This is a genomic window from Staphylococcus xylosus (genome assembly GCF_002732165.1).
Lineage (GTDB): Bacteria > Bacillota > Bacilli > Staphylococcales > Staphylococcaceae > Staphylococcus > Staphylococcus xylosus.
The window spans coordinates 436,673-463,641 of sequence record NZ_MRZO01000001.1 but is presented as its reverse complement, the minus strand read 5'-3'; the positions used below and the strand labels follow the sequence as shown (position 1 = coordinate 463,641).

Sequence of the window (26,969 nt, the reverse complement as noted above, 5' to 3'; positions counted from 1 at the left end):
TGGTGTTATACTTAGTATTTTAACAGTTGCTGTAATGTAATAAATTCGTTTATCTATAAGATCTTTTCAGAAAATCTGTAAAACGCGATGATCATAAGTAAACGTATGTTATGAATTGTAGTATATATAACATGTTCAGGTTCATATGTAACTAGTCGATATTTTAATATAATGAATATGTGTGCAAATATGTTTGATCTAATACGTATGTAAAATAATGGTCTTTATGCTAGATTGATTATATATAGATGAGTAAAAATTTGAAATTCATTTTAGTTTACATAATATATATTATAGGAAGCTATTAGTATTTCAATATAACTTATACTCATGACCCTATTTCATCATATATAAATCTATTTGTGCTTTGATTACTGCTAAGTATTTTGTTCTAGTACGTCTATTTGTTAAATGCTAAGACTTAATTATTACTTATATGTTAAAACCATCTGTATATACCCGATTTAGAGTTAGCTTTTTACTAGTATTAGTTAAATGTTTAACTTGTTTCTTATAGATGTAGTTGTTTGCAATTTTGAAAAATATCAATGAACATTTAAAGTTGCTAAAAATATCATACAATACTTAAGTATTACTAAAAGTCTAATTGATAATGATTTTCATTTAATATATAATTAACTTCTAGATCAAAGGAGGAATTACATATGAATAGATTCACATTATTTATAATAACAGCTTTATGTATTTTATTTTTAGGTGCTTGTAATAATGCTCAAAGTGATAAAGAATCGAAACAAACAGTTAAAATCAAAACTTCTTATGAGTTCAAAGATAAGAATAAAGACCATAATAGAGGTGAAATGAAACATGAGACTATTGAGGTTCCTGTTAATCCTAAACGAGTTGTAGTTATGGATTACGGAGCTTTAGATGTAATGCAACAATTAAAATTAGAAAATCGTATAGTTGCTATTGCTAAGGGACAAGGAGCTTCATTTTTACCAAATAGACTAAAAACATTTAAGAATGAAAAATATAAAAATATTGGTAATCCAGGTCAACCTAATTATGATGAGTTAGCAAAGTCAAAACCAGACGTTATTTTTGCGTCTTTCAGACAAGCACATACGAAAACTTTGGAAGAAATGAAGAAAGCTGCTCCAAATGCTAAAATTATTTTTATAAGCCCCCAGAATGATGATTACATAAATTCAATTAAGCAAAACACTGAAAATATTGGTAAGATTTTTGAAAAGAGAAAAGAAGCAAAAAAATTAGTTACACAACTGGATGATGAAATTGCTGAAACTAAAAAACGAATTGACGATGAATCAGTCTTGTTCTTAAATGTTGATGATAAAGGTTTAAAAACATATGGTTCTACAGGGAGATTCGGAGGTTTCTTAAATAAAGATTTAGGTATTAAACACCCTGATAAACAAATGAAAGCTAATTCAAGTGGCATACTTATTTCTAATGAATACTTAAATGAAATTAATCCTGATAAATTATTTGTTATTGATAGAACTAAAAAAACTAATAGACAGGATAAAGCTATACCTCAAGCATTACAAAATGATGTTATTAAAAATTCAAAAGCAATTAAAAATAATGATGTTACAGTATTTGAAGCGAATAGTTGGTTTTTTGGTGAAGGTGGTATTGGATTAACTATTGAACAGTTAGAGCAAATACAAAAAGCTTATAAATAACCCCCACTAACCTATTTAACGATAATAATAAAAGGAATTGTAACGTAAATTGCTACAATTCCTTTTATAAATATTTATCTTTTTTCTCTGTAATTTTCGATTTCGTCTTGTGGTATTCCTCCACGTTTTCGAATCTCTTTTTTGGCTTTTTTCTCTCGACGTTTACGTCTCCAATTTCTCGTAGAATACCATACTAAAAAGCTGATAATTAAGCTTAGAACAGCCATAAACGCTGCAAACCCTAGTAATGGCTCATATGTAATGTCTTGGAAATTAGGAATTAAAAACGCGGCTATTGCCAACACTATAAATGTTAGAACGGCTGTAGCAAACCATTTATGTAATACGAGATTACAAAACACAGTTACGACTATAACCGCAACAATTGAGATCCATAAAAAATTTGGCATATCAAATATCGTCATCTATTGCACTCCTTATATTTTAAACCCTGATTTTAAGTGGTGTTTATTTAATTGTACTATATTTTTATATGAATAGTGTCCGACTGCGGGAGTATACTTTAATAATATTTGTGAATTTATGTGAAGTCAATCAATTTTATCATTGTTCCCTACTTTGAATTTTACAAAACTAACAGTTGTATTTCTTATACGGCTTTCATGTATAATTAACTGTGAATACTAAAATAAATTTTAGGAGTGATTCAATGACTAAAACATTACCGTTCAGAAAAGAAGTTCCATTAGAAGAAACGTGGGACATTTCAGGTTTATTCACCTCAGATGATGAATTTTATCAAACTTTAACAGAAACTATTAGATCGGCTAAGGCATTTAATGCTCAATATGTTAATCAGTTGAATGATGTACAGATAATTGAACAAGCTTTGGATGACTATTCTGAAATATTAATTCAATTAGATAGAATGGCTAATTACGCAGAATTACGCTTAAGTGTAGATACAGCCAACGAACATTCACAGACGCTAAGTGCAAAATTATCAATATCTTACGGCAAAATTGCAAGTGAGTTATCCTTTGTCGTATCAGAGATTACATCATTATCCGAATCAGATTTAGATGAACTAATTAATATATCGAAATACCCTCATTTTCTTACTAAGGTTAAATCTAAAAAAGCATATGAATTATCACCAGAAGTTGAAAAAGTATTAGCAAGCTTGTCCCCTACTTTTGATAGCGCGTATGAATTATATGGCACTACTAAAATGTTAGACATAAACTTTGAATCTTTTAAACATAACAATCAACTCTATCCTTTAGATTATGCAACATTTGAAAATGAATATGAAGATAACCCTGACACAACGTTTAGAAAAACAGGCTTCAAATATTTCAGTGATGCATTACGTAAATACCAACATACTACTGCTGCTACATATAATATGCAAGTTCAGCAAGAGAAAATAGAAGCAGATTTAAGGGGCTATGATTCAGTTATTGATTATTTATTACAAGATCAAGAAGTCACACGTGATATGTTTAATCGCCAAATTGATGTGATTATGAGTGATTTGGCGCCAATTATGCAAAAATACGCTAAGCTCATCAAACGCGTTCACGGTTTAGAAGTTATGGGCTTCGAAGATTTGAAAGTGTCTATTGATCCGGATTATGAACCAGAAATTTCAATTGAAGAATCTAAACAATATATTTATGGTGCTTTAGAAGTTTTAGGTGAAGATTACTTAAAAATGGTTGAATCAGCCTACGATGACAGATGGATAGATTTTGCTCAAAATAAAGGTAAGGATACTGGTGCATACTGTGCAAGTCCTTATGCATCACATTCATATATCTTTATCTCTTGGACTGGTAAAATGACAGAGACGTTTGTTCTAGCACATGAGCTTGGTCATGCTGGTCACTTTACTTTAGCGCAGAATTATCAAAATTATTTGGAATCAGAAGCTTCTATGTATTTTGTTGAAGCACCGTCAACAATGAATGAAATGCTAATGTCTAATTATCTATTTAAAAATAGTGATAACTCTAAGTTTAAGCGTTGGGTAATTGGTTCAATTGTTTCAAGAACATATTATCATAATATGGTTACGCATTTATTAGAAGCAGCATATCAGCGCGAAGTTTATAATAAAGTAGATAATGGAGAATCATTAACTGCTCCTGTACTCAATCAAATTATGTTAGATGTATATGGCCAATTCTTTGGTGATAGTGTTAAATTAACTGAAGGTACAGAATTAACATGGATGAGACAGCCTCACTATTACATGGGATTATATTCCTATACGTATTCTGCTGGTTTAACAATTGGTACAGTTATGTCTCAACGTATTCAAAACGAAGGACAACCTGCAGTCGATGCTTGGTTAGAAACGTTGAAAGCTGGTGGCAGTAAATCGCCGGTAGCACTTGCAGATATCGCTAATATTGATATTCGTACAGATGCTCCTTTAAAATCAACGATTGGTTATATAGGGAGTCTAGTTGATGAATTAGAAAAGCTTACAGATGAAATTGAGCAAGCATAAAGCTTGTAGAATAATATAAAAAGGCTCAATAATCGCAAGGCGTTAAATTCCTATGCGACTATTGGGCCTTTTATTTATTATAAGATTCGTAGCGATCACCTGTGATGAAAAAGTAGATATTTTCAGCGATATTTGTAATGTGGTCTCCTATACGTTCTAGATATCTCGCAGCTAAATGTGCTTGGCCAGCTACAAAAGGATCGTTATCTATTAAATAAGTCGTATTGACTATGTTTCTATATAAATCATCGATATCTACATCTCTTTCGATGATCTCTTTAATTAAGGTAATATCATTGTCTCTTACAGCATCGTTTAAATCTTTTAACATTAAAAGTGCGAGTTTCCCCATTGTATTGAGCCTTGTAAGGACGTAATTATCAATAATTTTAGCTCTAAGTCTAATTTCAGCAATGTTAGCTGAGTTATCTCCAATACGTTCGAAGTCAGAAGCAATTTTCATTGCTGCCATCATTAAACGCAAATCGCTGGCGATAGGTTGCTGTTTAGTTATAAGCATGATAACTTTTTCGTTAATTTCAGTTTCAATCTCATTGATATCTTTATCTTTGGCTATAGTTTGTCTAGCATAGTTACGATCTTCTTCACTTAATGACGTTAATGCGTATTCAATATTACGATATACATGAAGACCAAGTCGACGTAAATCTTTGATTAAATCATCGAGTTGGCCTTCATATTTGCGTCTAATAATCGCCATATTTAAATTATCCGAATCTACCAGATATATAATCTTCTGTTTGTTTGTCAGAAGGATTCGAGAAGATCTTATCGGTATCATCGTATTCATTTACATAGCCATTAAGGAAGAAAGCAGTTTTATCAGAAACACGAGCTGCTTGTTGCATATTGTGTGTCACAATAATAATCGAGTATTTTTCTTTTAATTCTTGAACAAGTTCTTCAACTTTTAATGTAGAAATTGGATCTAAAGCAGAAGTTGGCTCATCCATCAAGATGACATCTGGTTCAATAGCTAGAGTACGAGCGATACATACACGTTGTTGCTGTCCACCTGATAAACTGTATGCATTAGTATCTAAACGATCTTTTAATTCATCCCATATTGCTGCGCCGCGTAATGATTTTTCTACAATTTCATCTAAAACTTTTTTGTTTTTAATGCCATGAATTTTCGGGCCGTATGTGATGTTATCATAAATTGATTTTGGAAATGGGTTTGGTTGTTGGAATACCATTCCAACATTTGTTCTTAATTTTTCAACAGAATATTTATCATCGAAAATATTATTATCACGATATAAAATTTTTCCTGCCGTTTTAACAGATGGTACAAGTTCTACCATACGGTTTAATGCTTTAATATATGTTGATTTACCGCAACCAGAAGGTCCGATAATAGCTGTTACATTATTTTCTAGAATATCGAGGTTAATGTTTTTTAAAGCGTGATTTTCACCATACCATAAATCTAAATTTTTAGTAGAATACACAATATTTTTTTGCGTATCAGGTATTTTATTTTCTGATTCATTTGGGTCTATTGTTGCTATAGGTGTGTCATTACGATTCGTATGTGACTGTAAATCATCATTTATATCTTTAATTTGTTTATTAGTCATAATTAAAACTCCTTTTTTAAGGCTATGTGCTAACGTTTTCGAGCGTGTTAGCTTATTCCCATTTCATAGCTTAGTTAGATAATATCTTGCCCTCTATTACTAGATTAATATTTTTTGCTGTATTTATTTCTTAAGAATATTGCGATAGCGTTCATCAACAATAAGATTACTAGTAAGATGATTATTCCTGCTGAAGCCACGTTTTGGAATTCTGCCTGAGGTAATTTAGCCCAGTTGTAAATTGCCATTGGTAAAGCTTGGAATTGATCGAATACGCTTGACGGAAGTTGTAGTAATACAGTTGGTATACCGATAAGAATTAATGGTGCAGTTTCACCTAATGCTCTAGATAGTGCAAGGATAAAACCCGTTAATATACCAGGTATTGCTGCTGGTAATACGACGCGTCGAATAGTTTGCCATTTATTACCTCCTAGCCCGTATGAAGCTTCTCTAATTGAATTAGGTACTGCTCTTATAGCTTCTTGGCTGGCTACAATAATTACTGGTAGAATTAGTAACGACATTGTCAGCGCAGCGGCTAAGATAGAGTTGCTTAATGCTAAAGGTTCGATGCCCATACCTCGAACGAAAATAGTTAAACCCAGTAAACCGAATACTACTGATGGAACACCTGCTAAGTTTGAAATACTAACTTTAATGAAATTAGTAAATGCATTATCTTTAGCATATTCTTCTAAATAAATTGCTGTTCCCACACCTAAAATAATTGAAATTGGAATAATTGTAATCATCAACCATACTGTTCCGATTAAGGCGCCTTTAATACCAGCCATAGACGGCGTCGAAGATGAGAAACTTGTGAAAAATGATGGTGTCAGATGACCTACACCTTTGAAGAGTGTATCTATGATTAATGCTGCTAAGACAAGTAAACCAATCATCGTACAAGCAAAAAATGCCCATTTATTAATTTTATTAACGAATAAGCGTCCAGAGAGTTTTTTCTCAACGGTGTTTTGATCGACAAGTACTTTACTATTGTTTGTTTCAGCCATATTAATACTCCTCTCTGAAACGTTTTGTAATCCAATGTGATATTAAGTTCATGATTAAAGTGAAAATAAATAATGTAAAGCCTACAGCATATATACTGTAATAAATATCTGATCCAAAAGTTGCATCCCCTGTTGCTACTTGTACGATATAACCAGTCATCGTTTGAATAGAACCAGTTAAATCCAATGAAGCTGTTGGTGTACTACCGGCCGCAAGAGATACAATCATTGTTTCACCTATAGCGCGTGATATAGCTAAAACAATTGATGCCATGATACCTGATGTAGCTGCTGGCAAGACTACTTTAGTTGCAACTTCGAATTTTGTTGCGCCAAGGCCTAATGCACCTTCACGCATTTTGTTTGGAACAGAAGACATTGCATCTTCGCTCATACTTGAGATTAACGGTATAATCATGACCCCTACGACTAGTCCTGGACTGATAGAGTTGAAACTACCTAATTCCGGGAATATAGAACGTAATAATGGTGTAACAAAAGTTAAGGCAAAGAAACCAAATACGATTGTCGGAATACCAGAAAGTATTTCTAATATTGGTTTAATAATGCTTCTTGCTCTGTTTGAAGCATATTCACTTAAATATAATGCTGCGCCTAAACCAAGTGGCACTGCAACAACGGTAGCAATGGCAGTGATTTTTAATGTTCCTAAAATCAAAGCCCAGATACCATATTTAGGTGTTGATGAAAATGGATTCCATTCCATTGTAAGGAAAAAGTCTGCTAATGAAACGCGTGTGAAAAATGTGATTGTTTCTGTGAGCAGTGTTACGATAATGCCAATTGTTGCTAAAATAGAGAAAACTGCAATAATGCCTAAAATGATTGGCGCGATTTTATCGCTCTTGCCATTCTTTTTAGCATTATTTTTTGCTATCATTTCACTTACGGAGAGGTTATTATTCGCCATGTGAATTCCTTCCTTCTTGTAAACTCCCAATTATTTAAAAAAGTTGGGACTGGAAGTGTGATGACAAAGTAGTGTACAAAGTTTACTTTGTGTCCATTCCAGAACCCCAACCCTTAACGATCTAATTAAAAATTATTTTTCTTCTTTTTTGCTATCTTTCCCAATAATATCTTTTAATTTATCTTGTTGTTCTTTGTAATCTTTTTCAGGTAATGCTACGAAGCCTGCATCTTCAGCTGATTTACCTTTGTCTTCAAGTACAAATTTCATGAAGTCTTGGAATCCTTTATTATCTTTTAATTTTTTCTCGTTTGTATAAATGTATAATGGTCTACTTAAAGCATAAGAGCCATCTTGGATTGTTTTCTTAGTTGGTTCAGTTGTTTTACCTTCGTCGTCTTTAACTTTAACTTCTTTTAATTTATCTTTGTTTTGTTCATAGAAGTTGTAACCAAAGTAACCAACACCATTTTCATTGTTTTGAACTGATTGCACGATTACGTTTGTATCAGCATTTTTCTCAGCCTTGATATCCCCTTTATCCATCACTTCCTCAGTAAAGAAGTCGTAAGTACCATGTGATTGGTCAGGTGAGAAAGCTTTGATTTCTTTTGATGGCCATTCTGAATTAACATCTTTCCAAGTTTTTGCTTCGCCAGAATAGATTTTTTTGAGCTGTTCTTTTGTAAGTTCATCAACAAAATCGTTATCTTTATTGACTGTTACAGTTACACCATCTTGGGCAATTTTGAATTCATCGTATTTAATACCTTTATCATCTAGTTTTTTCTTTTCTTCATCTTTGATTGGTCTAGAGGCATTTGAAAAATCTGTGTTCCCTGCTATAAATTTCTCAAAACCACCACCTGTACCTGAAGTACCAGAAGAAACTGTTACATCTGAATTATCTTTAGCAAATTTTTCGTTTAGTTTTTCAATGATTGGACCTACTGTGGAAGAGCCATCGCCCTTAACTTCTCCTTCGCTTTTACCTGAGTTTGCGTTACCGCCGCCACAAGCACCCAATAAAAGTGAAGCACCGATTGCTGTAGTACCAAATAATTGCCATTTTTTCATTGAAACATCCTCCTAATAAGTGAATAACCCAAAAGTTATATGTATTTATTACAGTTCCTATACTACACTCTGTTTATTAAATAGAAATATAGTTAGTGTAAATGTTTCGTTAAGAAAAAATTTCCGTCGTTTACAATGTTTATATTTGTCATGTTATAAAGTGCATTAGTGCTAAAAATACTTTAGTAACAGTGTTCTTAGCATAGATGATATATTACAAAAATTGATAATTTGTAATATAAAAACTAAAAAAACCTGAAAACAACTACTGTCCCGTAGTGTTTTCAGGTTGTAACGTCCCCTGCTATGTGATGCTTTAAAATTTTTTATAAATATATAATATAGAAGGGTTTGTTGAGGAATAATTTGACAAACCATATTTTATGTTCTGTATTATCAAGCAATCTATTAAATATAACTTTTTAAGGTACAACACTGTGGACTATTTTTCTACTCGATCCCAGCCCTTTTGAGTTAATGCTATTTTACCACTTTCAATGTTAATGATTTTGTTTTTGTAAAGATGGCCAATTGCTCTTTTAAATGATCCTTTGCTCATATTAAAAATTTCTTTAATGGCTTCAGGGCTTGATTTGTCTGAAAATGGTAGCTCGCCATTATATTCTACGAGTAAATCGAAAATATGTTGTCCATCATCATCTAATCTTTCATGGGCTAATGGTAAAAATGAACCGTTTAATTCACCTTTTTCATTTTGACCAATAATGCGCACTTGTACATTTTCACCAAGACGTGGTTCTGCTTTTCGTTCAGATTCATGGACAAATATTTTATAGCCATCTTTAGATAGTAAGAAACTACCAATTCTTAATAGACGGTATGGTCTAGCTTCGATAACTTGATTTTGCTTTTCATTTTCAAATGATGGGGTATACATTTGTTCGACGATAGTTTCAGTTGCTAAACGCGCAAACATGTTGTTGTCTCTGTCGACACGTAAAGTAACGAATAATTCGTCACCTTGTATTGGCCACACTTCTTTTACTTTTGGTAAATCTACCCAAGGGATCAATACTTCTCTTGGTAAACCGACATCAACGTGTGCACCATCTCGGTCTGTTTTGATTACTTTAACAAAAGCATACTTATCTGTTGTGATATCAGGCATATTTTGTGTAGCAAATAATGCGCCTGATCTGTTTGGATAGATGAAGAAACTATATTCTTCTCCTATTTGTAATTCATCTTCTTCGTTAATTTCGGATTGGTTTAGTTTTACGTCTTCACCGTTTGGTCCTTTTAATTGGTATGTTGAGCCTTCTATGCCAACAACTTCAAGAAATTCTATTGAACCTACTATATCTTTTTCATCTTGGGCCATACTTTTCTCCTTCGTACATAAATTTATTCTTATTCATTATAACATGCTATAAGGAAACAAGCATCAGTATAGCGAGAATGGTCGAAAGTACGAGCTAAGTGTGTTATAATTTGTCCGGTAGATTAACGAAAAGGAGTAAATGCATGTTACAAGTTACTGATGTAAGTTTACGATTTGGCGATCGTAAATTATTCGAAGATGTAAATATTAAGTTTACAGATGGCAATTGCTATGGTTTGATTGGGGCAAATGGAGCTGGTAAGTCAACGTTCTTGAAGATTTTATCGGGTGAATTAGATGCTCAAACTGGCCATGTTTCAATGGGGAAAAATGAGCGTTTAGCAGTATTAAAACAAGATCACTTCGCCTTTGAAGATGAACGTGTTTTAGACGTTGTTATTAAAGGTCACGAACGTTTATATGAAGTAATGAAAGAAAAAGATGAAATTTATATGAAACCAGATTTCAGTGATGAAGATGGTATTAGAGCTGCTGAACTTGAAGGTGAATTCGCAGAAATGGACGGTTGGAATGCAGAAGCAGATGCTGGTTCCCTACTTTCTGGTCTTGGTATTAAAGCTGACTTGCAAGACAAAACTATGTCAGAATTAGAAAATAACCAAAAGATTAAAGTGTTATTAGCACAAAGTCTATTCGGTAAACCAGACGTACTATTACTAGATGAGCCGACCAACGGACTAGATATTCCAGCTATAAGTTGGTTAGAAGATTTCCTTATCAATTTTGATAATACAGTTATCGTAGTATCACATGATAGACACTTTTTAAATAATGTGTGTACACATATTGCTGATTTAGATTATGGTAAGATTAAAATTTATGTAGGTAACTATGATTTCTGGTATCAATCAAGTGAATTAGCTATGAAAATGGCTCAAGATCAAAACAAGAAAAAAGAAGAAAAAATTAAAGAGTTACAAGATTTCGTTGCGCGTTTCTCTGCAAACGCATCTAAATCTAAACAAGCTACAAGCCGTAAAAAACAATTAGAGAAAATTGAACTAGATGATATTCAACCTTCTTCTAGACGTTATCCATTTGTAAAATTCACACCAGAACGTGAAATTGGTAATGACTTATTATTTGTAGAAAACCTATCGAAATCAATAGATGGTGTTAAAGTTCTTGATAACATTTCATTTACAATGGATCCAAACGATAAAGCTGTATTAATTGGAGATAGTGAATTTGCTAAATCAACATTACTAAAAATACTAGCCGGAGAAATGGAGCCTGATGAAGGTACAGTAAGATGGGGTGTTACTACATCTCGTAGCTACTTCCCTAAAGATAACTCAGAATTCTTTGAAGGTGTTGACACGAATCTTGTCGATTGGTTACGCCAATACGCGCCTGAGGATGAGCAAACTGAAACGTTCTTACGTGGTTTCTTAGGTCGTATGTTATTTAGTGGTGAAGAAGTTAAGAAAAAAGCAAGCGTGCTATCAGGTGGAGAAAAAGTGCGTTGTATGCTAAGTAAAATGATGTTATCAAGTGCAAACGTACTATTGCTAGATGAGCCTACGAACCACTTAGACCTAGAAAGTATCACTGCTGTAAATGATGGCTTGAAGAACTTTAAAGGTTCTCTTATTTTCACTTCATATGACTTTGAATTCATCAATACAATCGCAAATCGTGTAATCGACTTAAATCCAGCTGGATCTGTATCTAAAGAGATTTCATACCAAGCTTATTTAGAAGAAACTGGCGTATTAACGAAATAATTATTGATTGTTAAATTATAACTAAATAAAAAGAGTGGAAATATGTTTGTCTGTCAGATTATAATCTGACAGACTTTTTTTATTACTCCCCTTTTGATGTTTATAAAAGAAACGTTGAATGGGCCGATTACTTTGAAAAGCTTTTCTAGAATTATATAATAATTATAAGTTTAAGCTAGGAGGAATTTGAAAATGCAAAATTTAAATATGATTGATGGAAAGATAATACCCCAAATAGGCTTTGGTACATATAAGTTAAATGGCGCATCAGGGGTGCATGCGATTGTTAGCGCGCTAAATCAAGGTTATCGTTTATTAGATACTGCGTACAATTATGAGAATGAAGGCGCCGTTGGTAAAGCGATTGAACAGAGTCATGTCTCAAGAGATCAAATTATTGTAACTTCTAAACTTCCTGGACGTTATCAAGACTATAATGCGACAATGATTGCTATTCAAGAATCGATTTATCGTTTGAATGTGGAATATATCGATTTATACTTAATACATTGGCCGAATCCAAGACAAGGTAAATTTGTAGAGGCTTGGCGAGCGATGATTGATGCACAAAGTGCTGGATTAATTAAATCTATCGGCGTATGTAATTTCTTACCTGAACACATTGAAACGTTAGAACAAGAAACAGGCGTTCTGCCTTCAGTAAACCAAATAGAATTACACCCTTATTTTAATCAAGAAGATATGATTAGTTATCACAATGACAAAGGAATCATCACACAAGCATGGAGTCCTCTTGGTCGTGCTTCAGAAGTTATAAATGATAAAGATATTGAGGCAATAGCAACAAAATATGATAAAACTATTCCTCAAGTTATTTTGAGATGGCATATTCAAAAAGGTGTGGTCCCTATTCCAAAAGCAACTTCTGTTGCTAGACAAATTCAAAATAAAGAAGTTTTTGATTTTACTTTAGAGCATGAGGATATAGAAAAAATAAATACATTAACTCAAAAAGATGGTAGATTAAAAGGACAAGATCCGGCAGTTTATGAAGAATTTTAGTCCACTCTCCGAAGTATTAAAATTAAAAAAATAAAAATACAAGGCACTTTTCGATACTTTTTACACATAAGTTGCAAAAATAATTTATAGAACATTATATTTTTCAGTAAATTAAAAAAACTTTGTAAAAGCGGTTTACAGTACATGTATGCCTATGTATAATATGAATCATAAACAAAAAATTAAATATGGTTTTGATGAGGCGCATCAATCATTAGTAATTATTAGAAGAACCTGCCTGCTAGCAGCTAATTTTAAAAGGGTGAGATGCCGAAACAGTTATAATAGCAGCTTATAACACGTTGGACTTTATGGTTAAGAGCTAAGAGTCTGTCATTATTTTAAAATAATGGAGTGCATCACTTGTATATATATTATAGAACAGGTTCGCATTCCGAACTTGTTCTTTTTTTATAATACTGTGATTCTCCCCTATTCGTTGAGGAGGATATAGAAATTGGAAAGAAGTGTTTTAAAATTTGGAGGTTCTTCAGTAAGTGATTTTACTAAAATTAAAAATATTGCCGAAATGCTTAGATTACGAGTTGAGCAAGGTGAACAATTAATTGTGGTTGTAAGTGCTATGGGTAAAACAACAGATGAATTAATGGCCAATGTTTCGACTTTAACTAGTAGCCCTAAAGATCAAGAACTTGCCCTCTTGCTTACCACTGGAGAGCAACAAACAGTTTCTTATTTATCGATGGTTTTAAATGATATCGGTATTAACGCCAAAGCTATGACTGGCTATCAAGCAGGTATTAAGACTGTTGGCCATCATTTGAAGAGTCGTATAGCAGAAATTGACCCTGATACATTCGAACAAGCATTTACTGAAAATGACATTTTAGTCATAGCAGGTTTTCAAGGTATTAATGATAACTTTGAAGTAACTACATTAGGTCGTGGTGGATCCGATACTACGGCAGTCGCATTAGCAGCAAGCAATAACACATCATGTGAAATATATACTGATGTTGATGGTGTTTATGCAACAGATCCGAGACTGTACAAGGATGCTAAGCGTTTAGACTATGTCTCTTATGAAGAAATGATGGAGATGAGTGCTTTAGGCGCAGGTGTGCTCGAAACAAGAAGTGTAGAATTGGCAAACAATTATAGTATTCCACTATACTTAGGAAGAACTTTATCAAATGTGAAAGGAACATGGATTATGCCCCAAACTGAAATATTGGAAAGAAAAGCCGTTACAGGCGTTGCGTTAGATACGCATATGATGCACGTTACAATTAGTTATCCCCTACCCGATAATGAATTATTAACTGCATTATTCAATCATTTAGAAGATGGTTCTGTTAATGTTGATATGATATCACAAATCATCAATTTGGAAGGATTACAAATGTCCTTTACGATTAAAGATACAGATGTCATTCAAATTTCTACGATTTTAGAGTCTTTAAAAGAATCGTTTAGTGCGTTAGACTTTAAGATAAATGAAGATTACGTTAAACTCTCTTTAATTGGTTCTGGCATGAGAGACATGTCGGGCGTAGCTTCAAAAGCATTCAAAACATTAATTGAAAATAATATTTCATTTTATCAAACAACAACTTCAGAAATTAGTATTTCATGTGTTATTGATGCTGTGAATGGCGAACGTGCTGTTCAAACCCTTTATCAAACTTTTGATATCTGAATTTTCAAAATTATAGTACTATTAAAAAATAATATTGGAGTGTATTGTATATGACAAGATTAGCGATCGCAGGTGCAACCGGTTTAGTAGGAAGAAAAATGTTAGAAACTATTGATAGAAAAGAAATCCCTTTTGATGAATTGGTGCTATTTTCATCAGCACGTTCAGCTGGACAACAAGTAGAATTCCAAGGTCAAACATATACTGTTAGAGAATTAACTGAAGATGCGGCTAAAGAACCATTTGATTATGTATTGATGAGCGCTGGTGGAAGTACAAGTGAACACTTCTCACCTATCTTTGAAGAATCAGGAGCTATCGTCATTGATAATTCTAGCCAATGGAGAATGACTGAAGGTATTGATTTAATTGTACCGGAAGTCAATGAACCTAAACTAGATAGAAAAATCATTGCAAATCCTAACTGCTCTACGATTCAATCAGTTGTGCCACTTAAACCATTACAAGAAACATATGGTTTGAAACGTGTCGCATACACAACTTACCAAGCAGTGTCTGGATCTGGTGTTAAAGGTAAAGCAGATTTAGCAGAAGGTGCAAATGGCAAAGCGCCAGAAGCATACCCACATCCAATTTATAATAATGTGTTACCACATATAGATAGTTTTCTTGAAGATGGCTATACAAAAGAAGAACAAAAAATGATTGATGAAACACGTAAAATCCTAAATGCAGATGATTTAAAAGTTACAGCGACTTGTGTTCGTGTACCAGTGCAAGATAGCCACAGTGTACACATGAGCGTAACATTAGAAAAAGAAGCTACGGTTGAAGCAATACAAGCATTATTTGAAAATGATGATCGCGTTGTTCTTGTAGACAATCCACAGAATAACGAATACCCGTTAGCGATACATTCTACTGATAAAGATGAAATTTTTGTAGGACGTATTCGTCGTGATGATAGTTTAGACAATACATTCCACGTATGGTGTACTTCTGATAACTTATTGAAAGGTGCAGCATTAAATGCAGTGCAAATTCTTGAACAAGTAATGAGCTTGAAAGGAGTTAAATAAGATGGGACACATTTTTGAAGGCGTTGGTGTAGCTTTAGCAACACCATTCACACACAATGAAGTAGACTATGAAGCCATTAGAAGACATATTGATTATTTGATAGAAAACGATACAAAATCTATCGTAGTCAATGGTACTACTGCAGAAAATCCTACACTTACTGACGATGAAAAAGATAAAATATTAGAGATTGTTATTAACCATGTAGATGGCCGAGTACCGGTAATTGCAGGCACAGGCACTAACAATACACAAAAATCTATTCAAGCTTCGATACGTGCTAGAGAATTAGGCGCAGATGCAATCATGTTGATTACGCCCTACTATAATAAAACAAATCAACGTGGTTTAATTGCGCATTTTACGACAATTGCTGATGCAGTTAAATTACCAGTCGTTTTATATAATGTGCCTTCTCGTACCAATATGACAATTGAAGCAGAAACTGTCGAAACATTAAGTCAAAATGAGTATATCGTCGCACTAAAAGATGCAACAAATGATTTTGATTATTTAGATGATTTAAAAAAACGTCTAAAACTAGATGAGTTCGCTTTATATAGTGGAAATGACGATAATGTGGTTGAATATTTTAATAAAGGTGGTCACGGTGTAATTTCAGTTGTTGCAAATGTGATTCCGAAGTCATTCCAAGCGTTATACGATGCTAAACAAAATGGGCAAAATATTGAGACGCAATTTCAACCAATTCAAACATTGCTTGATGCCCTATCAGTAGATGTAAACCCTATTCCAGTGAAAGTATTAACAGCATTGGAAGGATTTGGAAATTATGAAGTACGTTTACCACTAGTTCCACTTGAAGACGGTGAACGTGAAACATTAGAACAAGCTTATGAAAATTTTAAAGCAGGTGAAAAAGCATGAGAGTAGTACTTATTGGCTATGGAGCAATGAATCAACGTGTTGCTAGACTAGCTGAAGAAAAAGGACATGAAATTGTAGGGTTAATTGTAAGGGATGAAACTAAAGACTACCCTTACCCTACTTTTCAACATATTGCGGATGTCAAAGACGCAGACGTGGCTATTGATTTTTCAAATCCTGAATTATTATTACCTCTATTAGAGGAGGATTTCACTTTGCCATTGGTTATTGCGACCACTGGTGAAAAAGATACAATTATTGATAAACTAAAAGAACTAAGTAATCGCATGCCTGTATTTTTCAGTGCAAATATGAGTTATGGTGTTCATGCGTTAACTAAAATTTTAGAAGCTGCTGTGCCCTTACTCGAAGACTTTGATATTGAGCTTACAGAAGCTCACCATAATAAAAAAGTTGACGCACCAAGTGGTACGTTAGTTAAACTTTACGATGTTATTGAATCCTTACGTTCACAATCTACACCAGTTTATGATAGACATGAAAACAATGAAAAACGTACTCAAGATGAAATTGGAGTTCATTCAATTCGTGGAGGTACAATTGTAGGACAACATGACGTGCTCTTTGCTGGTACAGATGAAACGATTGAAATAACGCATCGTGCACAGTCTAAAGATATTTTTGCCAATGGTGCAATTGGCGCAGCAGAAAAATTAATCAATAAAGCAAATGATTATTATACATTTGACAACCTATAAACCCTAAGGAGCGTATTTAATTATGGTACAACATTTAACGGCAGAAGAAATTATTCAATTTATAAGTGATGCAAAAAAATCTACACCACTAAAAGTTTATGCAAACGGAAATTTTGAAAATGTGAGTTTCCCTGAAAGCTTTAAAGTATTTGGTTCAGCTGATTCAAAAGTAATCTTTTGTGAAGCTGATGAATGGAAACAATTTTACGAAAGCAATCAATCAAGTATTGATGAATTAGAAATTGAAATGGATCGTCGTAACTCTGCAATTCCATTGAAAGACTTAACAAATACAAATGCACGAATTGAACCTGGTGCTTTTATTCGTGAACAAGCGATTATTGAAGATGGTGCAGTAATCATGATGGGTGCTACAATTAATATTGGAGCTGTAGTTGGCGAAGGTACTATGGTAGATATGAATGCAACGCTTGGTGGACGCGCTACTACTGGTAAAAATGTTCATGTTGGAGCTGGTGCAGTATTAGCAGGTGTAATTGAACCACCAAGTGCATCGCCAGTAGTCATCGAAGATGATGTGTTAATTGGTGCCAATGCAGTAATTCTTGAAGGTGTTCGTGTTGGTAAAGGTTCTATTGTTGCGGCTGGCGCAATCGTTACCCAAGATGTACCAGAAGGTTCTGTAGTGGCTGGTACTCCTGCAAAAGTCATTAAGCAAACAAGTGAAGTTGAAGATTCTAAACGCGAGATTGTTTCAGCATTAAGAAAATTAAATGACTAATACTTAATTAAAACAAAGATATTCATTTAAATGAATATTGAAATAGCCAAATGGGAGGTATAGACGAGACTGCATAAAATTTATTATAATGTCTCAACTTTTAATATGTGATAGTGATTTCATATATTAAAAGGTCGTCTTACCTCCTCATTTTTATAATATTTAATGATACATAATAGGCTTGTGCGAATGAACTAGAGTCTAAATATAACTTTAACTAAAAGGATTTGATTTTAATGAATGAGTTAGAATTTGTTACAACACATAGACGTTACTTACATCAACATCCAGAATTGAGCCTACACGAATATGAAACAACTGAATATATTGCTAACTTTTTAGATGAATTGGGAGTCGCATATCAAAAACCACTTGATACAGGGATTATTGCATACATACCTGGTAATGGTGAACACACAATTGCTTATCGCGCAGATATCGATGCGTTACCAATATTCGAAGAAAATGATATAGATTTTAGAAGTAAAACGGATAATGTGATGCACGCATGTGGGCATGATGGACATACAACGGCGTTAATGCTCTTTGTTAAACGTTGTAAAGTCATAGCTGATCGTGGTGAGCTTCCTCAAAATATTGTCTTTATCTTTCAACCTGCTGAAGAAACAGGTGGTGGTGCAAATCGACTAATTAGAGCCGGAGCATTTAATCAATACCCTATTGAAGCAGTGTTTGGAGTCCATGTGATGCCATTTGAAAATGAAGGTCGTGTTGTCATCAGAGATGAAGAGATTACTGCGAGTGCTACAGAATATAGATTCTTCTTGAATGGTCTATCAAGTCATGTAGCGGATAAAGAACAAGGATATTCTTGTGGAGAGGCATTACAACATGTACTGAGTCAAGTTGGTCAAATTCAACAATATCATTTAAATGGTTTAAAACGAAATATAGTCCATATGGGTCATTTTGAAGCTGGAGAAGCTATTAATACGGTACCTAGCCATGGATATTTGGAGGGTACTATTCGTACTTATGATACTAATGATTTAGAAATAGTTAAGCAACAAATGGCTAAAATTGCAGAAAGTGTCAAATTATTATTCAATGTAGACTGTGAAGTGAAGTTTGAAGAAGGTTATCCCCCTACTTATAATGATCCGAATTTACGTAAACATGTAGAAAATGGCTTGAAAAATGCGAAATTTGAAGTGATTGATAAACCTACGCCATATTTATTTGGAGAAGATTTTAGTTTTTATAGCCAACTAGCTCCAAGTTATTTTGTTTTCGTAGGTGTACGCGATGAAGCCAAAGGATTTGTGACGGGATTACATACCTCTCATTTGAACTTTAATGAACATATGCTTATTAGAATTGCTGATTATTATGAACAAATATTAAATTCTTACAGTGAGGTGCGCGCAAAATGACAGCTATTTGGTCTGTGGATACAGCAACATTTAGAAAAAACGCTGAAAATGTAAAACAAGACAACCAATTGATGGCTGTCGTCAAAAACAATGCATATCATTATGGATTAGAGTTTGCTGTTACACAATTTTTGGCAATAGGCATTAATACATTTAGCACGACTTCATTAAGGGAAGCTATACGGATTCGTAAACTAGCTCCAGATGCTACTATTTTTTTAATGAATGCTGTCTATGAATTTGATAAAGTGCGTGCTTATAACATACAAATGACGTTACCTTCCCTATCATTTTATTATGAGAATTTAAATGAACTATATGATATACAAGTACATGTAGAATATGAGAATTTATTACATCGTTCAGGAATGAAAACGATAGCTGAAATTAAAGAACTACTTTCACACCATGAGCAAAACCAAAATACTAATAAAATGAGCATTGTTGGATTGTGGACCCATTTTGGTTATGCAGATGAATTTGATGTGACTGATTATAAGATTGAACGTGAGGCATGGTTAGATATTGTAGAAGCATTATTAGCTGAAAACTACCAATTTGATATGATTCATGCTCAAAATAGCGCAAGTTATTATAGAGAAGAAGGTATATTCCCTAATCATACACATGCGCGTGTAGGTATTGCTTTGTATGGATCTAGACCATATAGTAAGATAGACGAAACGGTCATTCAACAATCATTAACCGTTAAAGGCAATATCATTCAAGTAAGAGAAGTAAATAAAGGTGATTACTGCGGTTATAGTTTTGCGTTTGAAGCTACAAGAGATCAAACTAAACTAGCAGTGGTTGATATTGGTTATGGTGACGGCATTCTTAAATCAAGAGCGAAGCATGAAGCGATGATAAACGGCAAACGTTTCCCTATTCGTGCGTTGATGATGAGTCATATGTTTGTAGAAGTCGATGATAGCGTGAATGCACGAGATGAAGTTATATTATATAATAATGATATACGTGTTGATGAATATACGTTTAAAGGTGTCGGTGCCAATTCTGAACAACTGAGTGCAATGAATCACGACTCACTAATAAAGGAGTATAGATAAATTATGGTAGTAGAATATAATGATAGTGGCGAACTTACAATGGGAGGTACAAGTCTTAAAACTATAGCGCAAAGTTTTGGGACGCCTACGATTGTATATGATGAAGTGCAAATTAGAAATCAAATGAGACGTTTTCATGAATCTTTTAAAAAAAGTGGATTAAATTACAATGTTTCATATGCATCTAAAGCATTTACTTGTTTACAAATGATTAAGTTGGTACAAGAAGAAAATCTTGAGTTAGATGTTGTCTCTGAAGGTGAACTATACACAGCTTTAGAAGCTGGGTTTGACCCACAACATATTCACTTTCACGGGAATAATAAGACAAAACATGAAATTCGATATGCTTTAGAAAGTAAAGTTGGTTATATCGTTATAGATTCATTGGAAGAAATTGATCTTATTGATCGTTACGCAAGTGAAGAAGTCAATGTAGTCATTAGATTAAACCCAGGTGTTGAAGCACATACGCATGAATTTATTCAAACAGGACAAGAAGATAGTAAATTCGGTTTATCTATTAAGCATGGTTTAGCTATTCAAGGTGTACAGAAAGTTAGAACTTCAAAACATTTAAACCTTAAAGGTGTTCATTTTCATGTAGGTTCTCAAATTGAGGGTACTGAAGCAATGATTGAGACTACAAAACTTGTAGTTCACTGGTTGAAAGAAAATAATATTGAAGTAGAGTTAATAAATCTTGGTGGTGGCTTCAGCATTAAATATGTTGAAGGAGATGTAAGTTTTCCTATCGAAGAAGGGATTGAGGAAATTACTACTGCGGTTAGATCGATTGTAGAAGAAGTTAATTACCCTATTCCTGAAATCGGTATTGAACCTGGACGTTCAATTGTAGGTGAAGCTGGTATCACTTTATATGAAGTTGGGACAATTAAAGAAATCCCTAATGTTAATAAATACGTTTCTATTGATGGAGGTATGAGCGATCATATTAGAACGTCATTATACGATGCGCAATATGAAGCACTACTTGTTAATAGAAATGACCCTAAAGATGAAACGGTTACAATTGCAGGGAAATTATGCGAGTCTGGCGATGTTATTATCAAAGATGCAAAATTACCTAGCACAGTAAAACGTGGCGATTATTTAGCAGTTTTATCTACAGGAGCTTATCATTATTCAATGGCTTCAAACTATAATCAAATGCAGAAGCCTTCAGTATTCTTCTTAAAAGACGGTAAAGCTAGAGAAGTTATTAAACGTCAATCATTACGTCAATTAATCATTAATGATACGAAATAAATTTAAAAAAGTGGTTCCATCTCCTTTAAGGTTGATGGAACCACTTTTTATTTAAAATATCTAGTTCTATAAATAAGCATTAAATAGGAATACATGCGAGAACGCATGCATTAAGAACCCCTTGTTTATCAAATAAGCAAGGGGTTCTATAAAAAAAAGAACCTTTAACAAGGTTCTTTAAATAGTCAATATTGCAATCTATATTATAGTTTTACAACGTTTGCAGCTTGAGGACCGCGGTCGCCTTCAACTACTTCAAATTCAACTGATTGACCTTCTTCTAATGATTTGTAACCCTCTTGGTTAATTGCTGAGAAGTGTACGAATACATCGTTTTCTCCTTCAACTTCGATAAAACCAAATCCTTTTTCAGCGTTAAACCATTTTACTGTACCTTGTTTCATAAATGTGAAACCTCCAAGACTAATATTCATTCAATATGCGTTATTCGCATATTACAAAAAATACAATAAGACAGTACGAGTCTGTAAGTACAATATTCTTTGCAATATGGAATAAAACAATTGCTTGACTAACATTATAGGATATTTTCAGTTGAATTGCAAGGCAAACGTTAATTTATAGTTTATTCAATTATAGGCAAATTAAAATAAACTTCATTTTTATTTAAAACTATAAAACTATAGAATATTTGTAAATCTTCATCGCAATCCTCACAAAATCCTAATTCGCAATTGTTATAAAATGCATGAATATTGTGCTTTCCAACTAAATAGTTATCAAATGAATTTTTGCTTTTTAAAATTAATGATTTGTAGAAATTTAACATTTCATCGTAAGTCTCGAAGTCATACTGTTCTACGATATGATCAGTCCAGTCACTAAATAACCACCAGCCTTCATAATCAGCTCGAATTTTTGCAACTGTCCACATTATAAATCTTCACCCTTTCATATATAGTCTAAATCATTTTTTGGTGTAACTGAGATCGCACCTCGCTATTTAGACTTATAGAACAAAGTGCTTATACTTATGTATGTATTTCGATCACACATATACTCTAAATTAAATCCCCCATGTTTATAAATAGAAATAAAATAAAACTAAATATAGACGTTTTTATTTTGATTTAGAGACGTACAATTTTTTTGTCTATGTGTAATATTTTAAAGAGTTAATATACAAAATCAAGTTATCTGATTCATACTTTAGACCGATAGACTATCAATTTATAAACTTAAATATTAGTTTTGTAGCGTTAAATTTCGTATAATGTTAATTAAGAGGTGATTTTATGAAACGTAAACACATTAAAGTATTTGGGATGGTACAAGGTGTAGGTTTTCGTTATTATACCCAAAAAATAGCACGAAAATATCATATTGTTGGTACCGTTGAAAATGTAGATAATTACGTTGATATATATGCTCAAGGTGATGAACCATCTTTAACACAGTTTATTAACGCAGTTACAGATGGCGCTTCGCCCGCATCCCATGTTGAGGACTTTACTACTGAAGAGATAGAAATTGAGCAATCATTGAAAGATTTTAAAACTATATAAAGGAAGATGAAGTTTGAGATATAATATTTCTCGTATTTTCGGGTCAATTATTGCTTTGCCAGCAGCAGTTATCGCATGGTTTGTTAGTATATTTGCCTTAGATATTTATTTTATTTTTGATTTATTGATTTCCGTAGCAACATTTATAACGTTTTACTTCCCTATTCAACGTTTAACTTCTAGAAAATATTTAAAAGAAATTGGTTTAACTCGTCGAGATTATCACTTTGTAAACGGTCAATTAAACAATACACAGGATAAAATTAGACGCATATTCAAATCATTTGTAAATGTTAGATCTATTAAAGACTTTAGACAAGTAAATGAAATCTATAGAATATCTCGGGCTATATTTTATGCAGTAAAACAACAACCAAGTTCATTTTTTAAAGTCGAAAGTTTCTTCTACTCCCATATTGATAATGCATTGAATTTAATTGAAGCATATACAAGATTGTCTAAGTCACCTAAGAAAACTAAAGAAGAAAAACAAAAATTAGAACAAACAAGAATTACTTTGGATGAAGTTAAAAGAACATTGGTAGCTGATTTAAGAAGAATTAATGATGAAGATTATAGCAAGTTAGATATAGAGATGGAATTAAACAAAATTGAACAAAGTCGAAATAAGAAGTAGCAAATTAAAATAAGAATGGAGAGAGATTTTATGGCAAGAGAACAAGACTATATAAATTCGCATCCATTAGATAAATATATAGAAGAAAATTCTACAAGTAAGTCTGAAGTGGTCAACTCTACCCAATATACTGAAAAAGAGCAACAAAAGATTAATGAGTTGAGCGAAAAAATAAAACCTATGGATCATGATGGCTTACTAAATTATGGTACGGAAGCACAATCACATATGTCACAATTCTCACACCGTATATTAAATGAGGTCAAAACAACTGACGTTGGACCAGTTGGTGAATCGTTAAATGGACTGATGAGCAAATTAAAATCAGTAAATCCTGATGAATTGAATCCAGAAAACCAATCGAAATTAAAGCGTATTTTTAGAAGAACAAAAGCCTCTGTAAATGAAATATTTTCAAAGATGCAGTCGGTTGGCTCACAGATAGATCGCATATCTATTGAGTTAGATAAGCATAAAAACAACTTAGTTAAAGATGTAGATATGCTAGATGAATTATATAATATGAATAAAGACTATTTTGATGAATTATCACTGTATATTGAAGCTGCCAAAAAGAAGCAGCATGATTTGCAACAAGAGGATGTGCCTAAATTAAGAGCGCAAGCAAAATCAACAGGTAATCAAATGGATGTGCAAGCTGCATCTGATATGGAGCAATTTATCGATCGCTTAGACAAACGTATTTATGATTTACAATTATCTAGACAAATTGCGATACAAACAGCGCCACAGATACGAATGATTCAAAATGTTAACCAAGCATTAGCAGAAAAAATTCAAAGTTCTATTCTGACAAGTATACCATTGTGGAAAAATCAAATGTCAATTGCATTAACTTTAATGAGACAACGAAATGCAGTAACTGCTCAAAAAGCCGTTACTGATACGACAAATGATTTATTATTAAAGAACTCTGAACTATTGAAACAAAATGCTCTAGCAACTGCTACTGAAAATGAGCGTGGTGTCGTTGATATTGAGACTCTTAAAACAACGCAAAATGACATTATTGAAACAATAGAACAGACATTACAGATTCAAGAACAAGGTCGTAATAAACGTAAACAAGCTGAGTCCGAATTGAATCAACTTGAAACCGAATTACAAAATCAACTTTTAGATATGAAACAAAATAAATAATTCTTGATGGTTAATTAAATATTTACTTTGAGCAGTGACTCCGGGACATAAATAGATGTCTCGGAGTTTTTGTTGATAGTACATTAAGTCGTGAAAACTTGTTATAAGTCTATTTTCTCTTAGGGGCGTATACGCCAAAAAATTTATTATAGTAAAATATTATAGTAAAAAGCGTACCCATTTTCATAATGGATACGCCCTTTTTGAATCTAATATAAGTTTACTTTCAATTTAATTTTAGTGTTAAACTGAAACATTTCTATTATATGTTTTGAAATTACAATTAGTTTAATCGTTATTAGAAGTTTTTTTAGCTAAAATATCGTCTTTTGAAGTATCTGCATCTTTATTAGCTACTATGTTTTGTTCTACAGCTAATTTATGTGCAATTTTTGGTGCTGTCCAAACTGCTGGCAGCATAATGATTGATATAGGAACGGCCGTAATAATAATAAAAGATTGAATAGCATTGATACTACCTTCCCCTATATTAATTAGAACAATTGAAATAACGCCCATAATAACAACCCAAAAGAGTCTTATCATTTTAGGTGGGTCACCTTCTCCTGTAACAGACATCGAAATTGAATACGACATCGTATCGGCAGTGGTGATGACAAATATTAACGTCAATAGTAATAAAACAATGACAATAACAGTGCCTAATGGTAAATGAGACGCAATTGAAATGACTGCTGCAGGTAAGCCGTTATCTGTTAATGGCCCACTGATTGCACCACTGTTTTTGATTTCATAAAAAAGTCCGCTACCGCCAAGAATAGAAAACCATATATGAGAAACTACTGCAGCTACTATTGATACAAGTAAAAATATTTCTCTAATTGTACGACCTCTAGATACACGAGCAACTAACATTCCCATTAATGGCCCATATCCTATAAACCAACCAAAGAAAAATAGCATCCATGCGCCAGCCCATTTATCATTTCCTCTAAATGTACTTATTTCTAGAAAATGAGTGATATAAACACCATATGAAGATATAAATGTATCTATAATAAAGTGCCCAGGACCTAATAATAATATAAATGCTGCAAGTGCTAGTGCTAACCATACATTTAATTTACTTAAAAATTGAATACCTTTCTCAATGCCGGTAGTAGCAGAGATAGTTACAACAACCATTAAGCCTGTAACAGACAATATTTGAGTGATTATATTATCGGGTATACCAAAAATGCTATGTAACCAGTAACTAAATTGAAAACCGAAGAATCCAATTGTTCCAATAGTACCAGCGACAGCACCTAAAATACAAAACACATCTATAATCCATCCAATTTTATTTTTTTCTATTTTACTACCAAAAATTGGATATAGTAGTGTACGAGGACGCATTTTTAAATGTTTATTATAGTGTGCATACATAATAATAATACCGCTAACAGCGCCATAAACTGCCCACGCTGTAAAGCCCCAAGAAGTAAAACTTTGTGCCATAGCAGCTGGTATGGCTTGAGTACTGCCATTTTTAATGTCAGGATCCATCGTTGGAGGCACATCTATAAAATAATACATCGGTTCTGCTGCAGCCCAAAAAATAGCACCAGCGCCTAAGCCCGATGTGATTACGATAGCAGCCCATCTAAAATAACCCATTTCTGGTTTAGAAGCATTTCCTAGTCGAACACGACCATATTTTGAAAATGCCAAAAATGCACCTACTGCAAATGTTGCTAAAAGTAATACTTGCCAAAAAGCTCCAAAATAAGTAATTGAAATTTGAAAACCTTTTTGTACGAAATTCGAAGTTGTCTGTGTAAAAATGGATGACATCAATACAAATAAAACAAGGATGCCCCCACTAATCAAAAATACTGGCCAATCTAATTTATCTTTCCATTGTGAATATTTAATATTATTCGACCCCTCTATTATACGTGTTCTGAACAATATAATTATTGAGTTTATGATGTCGCTTTTAATAATTTGAATAAGATACTTA

At 33.0% G+C, this 26,969-nt stretch carries 25 protein-coding genes and 1 riboswitch; of the genes, 15 read left to right on the top strand and 10 right to left on the bottom strand.

The window, feature by feature from the left end; all coding sequences use genetic code 11:
* Window positions 1-665: 665 nt before the first annotated feature.
* A complete protein-coding gene (locus BTM19_RS02320; RefSeq protein ID WP_029377344.1) occupies window positions 666-1,673 on the top strand; it encodes a siderophore ABC transporter substrate-binding protein in 1,008 nt (335 codons plus the stop codon).
* A 74-nt stretch (window positions 1,674-1,747) separates the two neighbouring features.
* Here BTM19_RS02320 and BTM19_RS02315 read toward each other — a convergent pair whose 3' ends face one another.
* Window positions 1,748-2,098: a hypothetical protein gene (locus BTM19_RS02315; RefSeq protein ID WP_029377343.1), complete on the bottom strand. Its 351-nt coding sequence runs from the start codon at window positions 2,096-2,098 to the stop codon at window positions 1,748-1,750.
* Window positions 2,099-2,343: 245 nt separating this feature from the next.
* Here BTM19_RS02315 and pepF point away from each other — a divergent pair, with 245 nt between their 5' ends.
* Window positions 2,344-4,152 carry an oligoendopeptidase F gene (pepF, locus tag BTM19_RS02310; RefSeq protein WP_099265715.1) on the top strand — a complete coding sequence of 603 codons (1,809 nt, stop codon included), beginning with the start codon at window positions 2,344-2,346 and terminating at the stop codon, window positions 4,150-4,152.
* 70 nt (window positions 4,153-4,222) lie between these two features.
* Here the strand turns inward: pepF and phoU are convergent, their stop codons facing one another.
* The 6 genes from phoU to BTM19_RS02280 form a co-directional block, all read right to left on the bottom strand.
* Entirely contained in the window at window positions 4,223-4,873 is a 651-nt protein-coding gene (phoU, locus tag BTM19_RS02305) for a phosphate signaling complex protein PhoU (RefSeq protein WP_029377340.1), read from the bottom strand.
* A 7-nt stretch (window positions 4,874-4,880) separates the two neighbouring features.
* Window positions 4,881-5,756, bottom strand: coding sequence for a phosphate ABC transporter ATP-binding protein PstB (pstB, locus tag BTM19_RS02300; protein WP_029377339.1), 876 nt, complete (start codon window positions 5,754-5,756; stop codon window positions 4,881-4,883).
* 104 nt (window positions 5,757-5,860) lie between these two features.
* Window positions 5,861-6,775 carry a phosphate ABC transporter permease PstA gene (pstA, locus tag BTM19_RS02295; protein ID WP_058625585.1) on the bottom strand — a complete coding sequence of 305 codons (915 nt, stop codon included), beginning with the start codon at window positions 6,773-6,775 and terminating at the stop codon, window positions 5,861-5,863.
* A gap of 1 nt (window position 6,776) precedes the next feature.
* On the bottom strand, window positions 6,777-7,706 hold the full coding sequence (pstC, locus tag BTM19_RS02290; protein ID WP_029377337.1) for a phosphate ABC transporter permease subunit PstC: 930 nt from the start codon (window positions 7,704-7,706) through the stop codon (window positions 6,777-6,779).
* Window positions 7,707-7,838: 132 nt separating this feature from the next.
* Window positions 7,839-8,783: a PstS family phosphate ABC transporter substrate-binding protein gene (locus BTM19_RS02285; RefSeq protein ID WP_029377336.1), complete on the bottom strand. Its 945-nt coding sequence runs from the start codon at window positions 8,781-8,783 to the stop codon at window positions 7,839-7,841.
* Between the two features lie 442 nt (window positions 8,784-9,225).
* Window positions 9,226-10,125, bottom strand: a complete 900-nt coding sequence (locus BTM19_RS02280; protein WP_029377335.1) for a CvfB family protein — start codon at window positions 10,123-10,125, stop codon at window positions 9,226-9,228.
* 143 nt (window positions 10,126-10,268) lie between these two features.
* Between BTM19_RS02280 and BTM19_RS02275 the strand changes: the two genes are divergently transcribed.
* The 10 genes from BTM19_RS02275 to lysA all read left to right on the top strand — a co-directional run bounded on the left by BTM19_RS02275 (window position 10,269) and on the right by lysA (window position 21,679).
* On the top strand, window positions 10,269-11,873 hold the full coding sequence (locus BTM19_RS02275) for an ABC-F family ATP-binding cassette domain-containing protein (RefSeq protein ID WP_029377334.1): 1,605 nt from the start codon (window positions 10,269-10,271) through the stop codon (window positions 11,871-11,873).
* 192 nt (window positions 11,874-12,065) lie between these two features.
* Complete coding sequence (locus BTM19_RS02270; RefSeq protein WP_029377333.1) at window positions 12,066-12,896, top strand: aldo/keto reductase; 831 nt, start codon at window positions 12,066-12,068, stop codon at window positions 12,894-12,896.
* Between the two features lie 189 nt (window positions 12,897-13,085).
* Window positions 13,086-13,264: riboswitch (Lysine riboswitch) on the top strand.
* A gap of 89 nt (window positions 13,265-13,353) precedes the next feature.
* The gene (locus BTM19_RS02265) at window positions 13,354-14,556 is read left to right on the top strand and encodes an aspartate kinase (RefSeq protein WP_029377332.1); all 1,203 of its coding nucleotides are present in this window, start codon (window positions 13,354-13,356) and stop codon (window positions 14,554-14,556) included.
* Between the two features lie 50 nt (window positions 14,557-14,606).
* Window positions 14,607-15,596, top strand: a complete 990-nt coding sequence (locus tag BTM19_RS02260; RefSeq protein WP_058625586.1) for an aspartate-semialdehyde dehydrogenase — start codon at window positions 14,607-14,609, stop codon at window positions 15,594-15,596.
* A 1-nt stretch (window position 15,597) separates the two neighbouring features.
* Window positions 15,598-16,485: a 4-hydroxy-tetrahydrodipicolinate synthase gene (gene dapA / locus BTM19_RS02255; protein ID WP_029377330.1), complete on the top strand. Its 888-nt coding sequence runs from the start codon at window positions 15,598-15,600 to the stop codon at window positions 16,483-16,485.
* Window positions 16,482-17,204 (top strand): 4-hydroxy-tetrahydrodipicolinate reductase, encoded by a 723-nt coding sequence (gene dapB / locus BTM19_RS02250; RefSeq protein WP_029377329.1) that lies wholly within the window; start codon window positions 16,482-16,484, stop codon window positions 17,202-17,204. Before dapA ends, dapB begins: the two co-directional genes overlap by 4 nt.
* 22 nt (window positions 17,205-17,226) lie before the next feature.
* Complete coding sequence (dapD, locus tag BTM19_RS02245) at window positions 17,227-17,946, top strand: 2,3,4,5-tetrahydropyridine-2,6-dicarboxylate N-acetyltransferase (protein WP_038678473.1); 720 nt, start codon at window positions 17,227-17,229, stop codon at window positions 17,944-17,946.
* Window positions 17,947-18,182: 236 nt separating this feature from the next.
* A complete protein-coding gene (locus BTM19_RS02240; protein ID WP_029377327.1) occupies window positions 18,183-19,340 on the top strand; it encodes an amidohydrolase in 1,158 nt (385 codons plus the stop codon).
* A complete protein-coding gene (locus tag BTM19_RS02235) occupies window positions 19,337-20,410 on the top strand; it encodes an alanine racemase (protein WP_029377326.1) in 1,074 nt (357 codons plus the stop codon). The genes BTM19_RS02240 and BTM19_RS02235 overlap by 4 nt, the downstream gene beginning before the upstream one ends.
* A 3-nt stretch (window positions 20,411-20,413) precedes the next feature.
* Complete coding sequence (lysA, locus tag BTM19_RS02230) at window positions 20,414-21,679, top strand: diaminopimelate decarboxylase (protein ID WP_029377325.1); 1,266 nt, start codon at window positions 20,414-20,416, stop codon at window positions 21,677-21,679.
* A gap of 203 nt (window positions 21,680-21,882) precedes the next feature.
* Here the strand turns inward: lysA and cspA are convergent, their stop codons facing one another.
* Together cspA and msaA are read right to left on the bottom strand one after the other, a co-directional pair.
* Window positions 21,883-22,083: a cold shock protein CspA gene (cspA, locus tag BTM19_RS02225; RefSeq protein ID WP_001831260.1), complete on the bottom strand. Its 201-nt coding sequence runs from the start codon at window positions 22,081-22,083 to the stop codon at window positions 21,883-21,885.
* 182 nt (window positions 22,084-22,265) lie between these two features.
* Complete coding sequence (gene msaA / locus BTM19_RS02220) at window positions 22,266-22,574, bottom strand: regulatory protein MsaA (protein WP_029377324.1); 309 nt, start codon at window positions 22,572-22,574, stop codon at window positions 22,266-22,268.
* A gap of 361 nt (window positions 22,575-22,935) precedes the next feature.
* Between msaA and BTM19_RS02215 the strand changes: the two genes are divergently transcribed.
* The 3 genes from BTM19_RS02215 to BTM19_RS02205 are packed head-to-tail and all read left to right on the top strand — an operon-like array spanning window position 22,936 to window position 25,003.
* On the top strand, window positions 22,936-23,205 hold the full coding sequence (locus tag BTM19_RS02215) for an acylphosphatase (protein ID WP_029377323.1): 270 nt from the start codon (window positions 22,936-22,938) through the stop codon (window positions 23,203-23,205).
* 13 nt (window positions 23,206-23,218) lie between these two features.
* Complete coding sequence (locus tag BTM19_RS02210; protein ID WP_029377322.1) at window positions 23,219-23,842, top strand: 5-bromo-4-chloroindolyl phosphate hydrolysis family protein; 624 nt, start codon at window positions 23,219-23,221, stop codon at window positions 23,840-23,842.
* A gap of 30 nt (window positions 23,843-23,872) precedes the next feature.
* Window positions 23,873-25,003, top strand: a complete 1,131-nt coding sequence (locus tag BTM19_RS02205; protein ID WP_029377321.1) for a toxic anion resistance protein — start codon at window positions 23,873-23,875, stop codon at window positions 25,001-25,003.
* Window positions 25,004-25,291: 288 nt separating this feature from the next.
* On the opposite strand, the gene BTM19_RS02200 is transcribed toward BTM19_RS02205, so the two are convergent.
* Window positions 25,292-26,881: a BCCT family transporter gene (locus BTM19_RS02200; RefSeq protein WP_069796615.1), complete on the bottom strand. Its 1,590-nt coding sequence runs from the start codon at window positions 26,879-26,881 to the stop codon at window positions 25,292-25,294.
* Between the last annotated feature and the right edge of the window lie 88 nt (window positions 26,882-26,969).

What these genes read in the sequence shown, in the direction of transcription:
- BTM19_RS02270 (WP_029377333.1), top strand. Translation starts at nt 12,066, where the DNA reads ATGCAAAATTTAAATATGATTGATGGAAAGATAATACCCCAAATAGGC.
- dapD (WP_038678473.1), top strand. Translation starts at nt 17,227, where the DNA reads ATGGTACAACATTTAACGGCAGAAGAAATTATTCAATTTATAAGTGAT.
- dapA (WP_029377330.1), top strand. Translation starts at nt 15,598, where the DNA reads ATGGGACACATTTTTGAAGGCGTTGGTGTAGCTTTAGCAACACCATTC.
- BTM19_RS02205 (WP_029377321.1), top strand. Translation starts at nt 23,873, where the DNA reads ATGGCAAGAGAACAAGACTATATAAATTCGCATCCATTAGATAAATAT.
- pepF (WP_099265715.1), top strand. Translation starts at nt 2,344, where the DNA reads ATGACTAAAACATTACCGTTCAGAAAAGAAGTTCCATTAGAAGAAACG.
- BTM19_RS02280 (WP_029377335.1), bottom strand. Translation starts at nt 10,125, where the DNA reads ATGGCCCAAGATGAAAAAGATATAGTAGGTTCAATAGAATTTCTTGAA.
- BTM19_RS02215 (WP_029377323.1), top strand. Translation starts at nt 22,936, where the DNA reads ATGAAACGTAAACACATTAAAGTATTTGGGATGGTACAAGGTGTAGGT.
- BTM19_RS02320 (WP_029377344.1), top strand. Translation starts at nt 666, where the DNA reads ATGAATAGATTCACATTATTTATAATAACAGCTTTATGTATTTTATTT.
- pstC (WP_029377337.1), bottom strand. Translation starts at nt 7,706, where the DNA reads ATGGCGAATAATAACCTCTCCGTAAGTGAAATGATAGCAAAAAATAAT.
- msaA (WP_029377324.1), bottom strand. Translation starts at nt 22,574, where the DNA reads ATGTGGACAGTTGCAAAAATTCGAGCTGATTATGAAGGCTGGTGGTTA.
- BTM19_RS02315 (WP_029377343.1), bottom strand. Translation starts at nt 2,098, where the DNA reads ATGACGATATTTGATATGCCAAATTTTTTATGGATCTCAATTGTTGCG.
- pstA (WP_058625585.1), bottom strand. Translation starts at nt 6,775, where the DNA reads ATGGCTGAAACAAACAATAGTAAAGTACTTGTCGATCAAAACACCGTT.
- BTM19_RS02235 (WP_029377326.1), top strand. Translation starts at nt 19,337, where the DNA reads ATGACAGCTATTTGGTCTGTGGATACAGCAACATTTAGAAAAAACGCT.
- phoU (WP_029377340.1), bottom strand. Translation starts at nt 4,873, where the DNA reads ATGGCGATTATTAGACGCAAATATGAAGGCCAACTCGATGATTTAATC.
- cspA (WP_001831260.1), bottom strand. Translation starts at nt 22,083, where the DNA reads ATGAAACAAGGTACAGTAAAATGGTTTAACGCTGAAAAAGGATTTGGT.
- BTM19_RS02240 (WP_029377327.1), top strand. Translation starts at nt 18,183, where the DNA reads ATGAATGAGTTAGAATTTGTTACAACACATAGACGTTACTTACATCAA.
- BTM19_RS02260 (WP_058625586.1), top strand. Translation starts at nt 14,607, where the DNA reads ATGACAAGATTAGCGATCGCAGGTGCAACCGGTTTAGTAGGAAGAAAA.
- BTM19_RS02275 (WP_029377334.1), top strand. Translation starts at nt 10,269, where the DNA reads ATGTTACAAGTTACTGATGTAAGTTTACGATTTGGCGATCGTAAATTA.
- BTM19_RS02285 (WP_029377336.1), bottom strand. Translation starts at nt 8,783, where the DNA reads ATGAAAAAATGGCAATTATTTGGTACTACAGCAATCGGTGCTTCACTT.
- lysA (WP_029377325.1), top strand. Translation starts at nt 20,414, where the DNA reads ATGGTAGTAGAATATAATGATAGTGGCGAACTTACAATGGGAGGTACA.
- pstB (WP_029377339.1), bottom strand. Translation starts at nt 5,756, where the DNA reads ATGACTAATAAACAAATTAAAGATATAAATGATGATTTACAGTCACAT.
- dapB (WP_029377329.1), top strand. Translation starts at nt 16,482, where the DNA reads ATGAGAGTAGTACTTATTGGCTATGGAGCAATGAATCAACGTGTTGCT.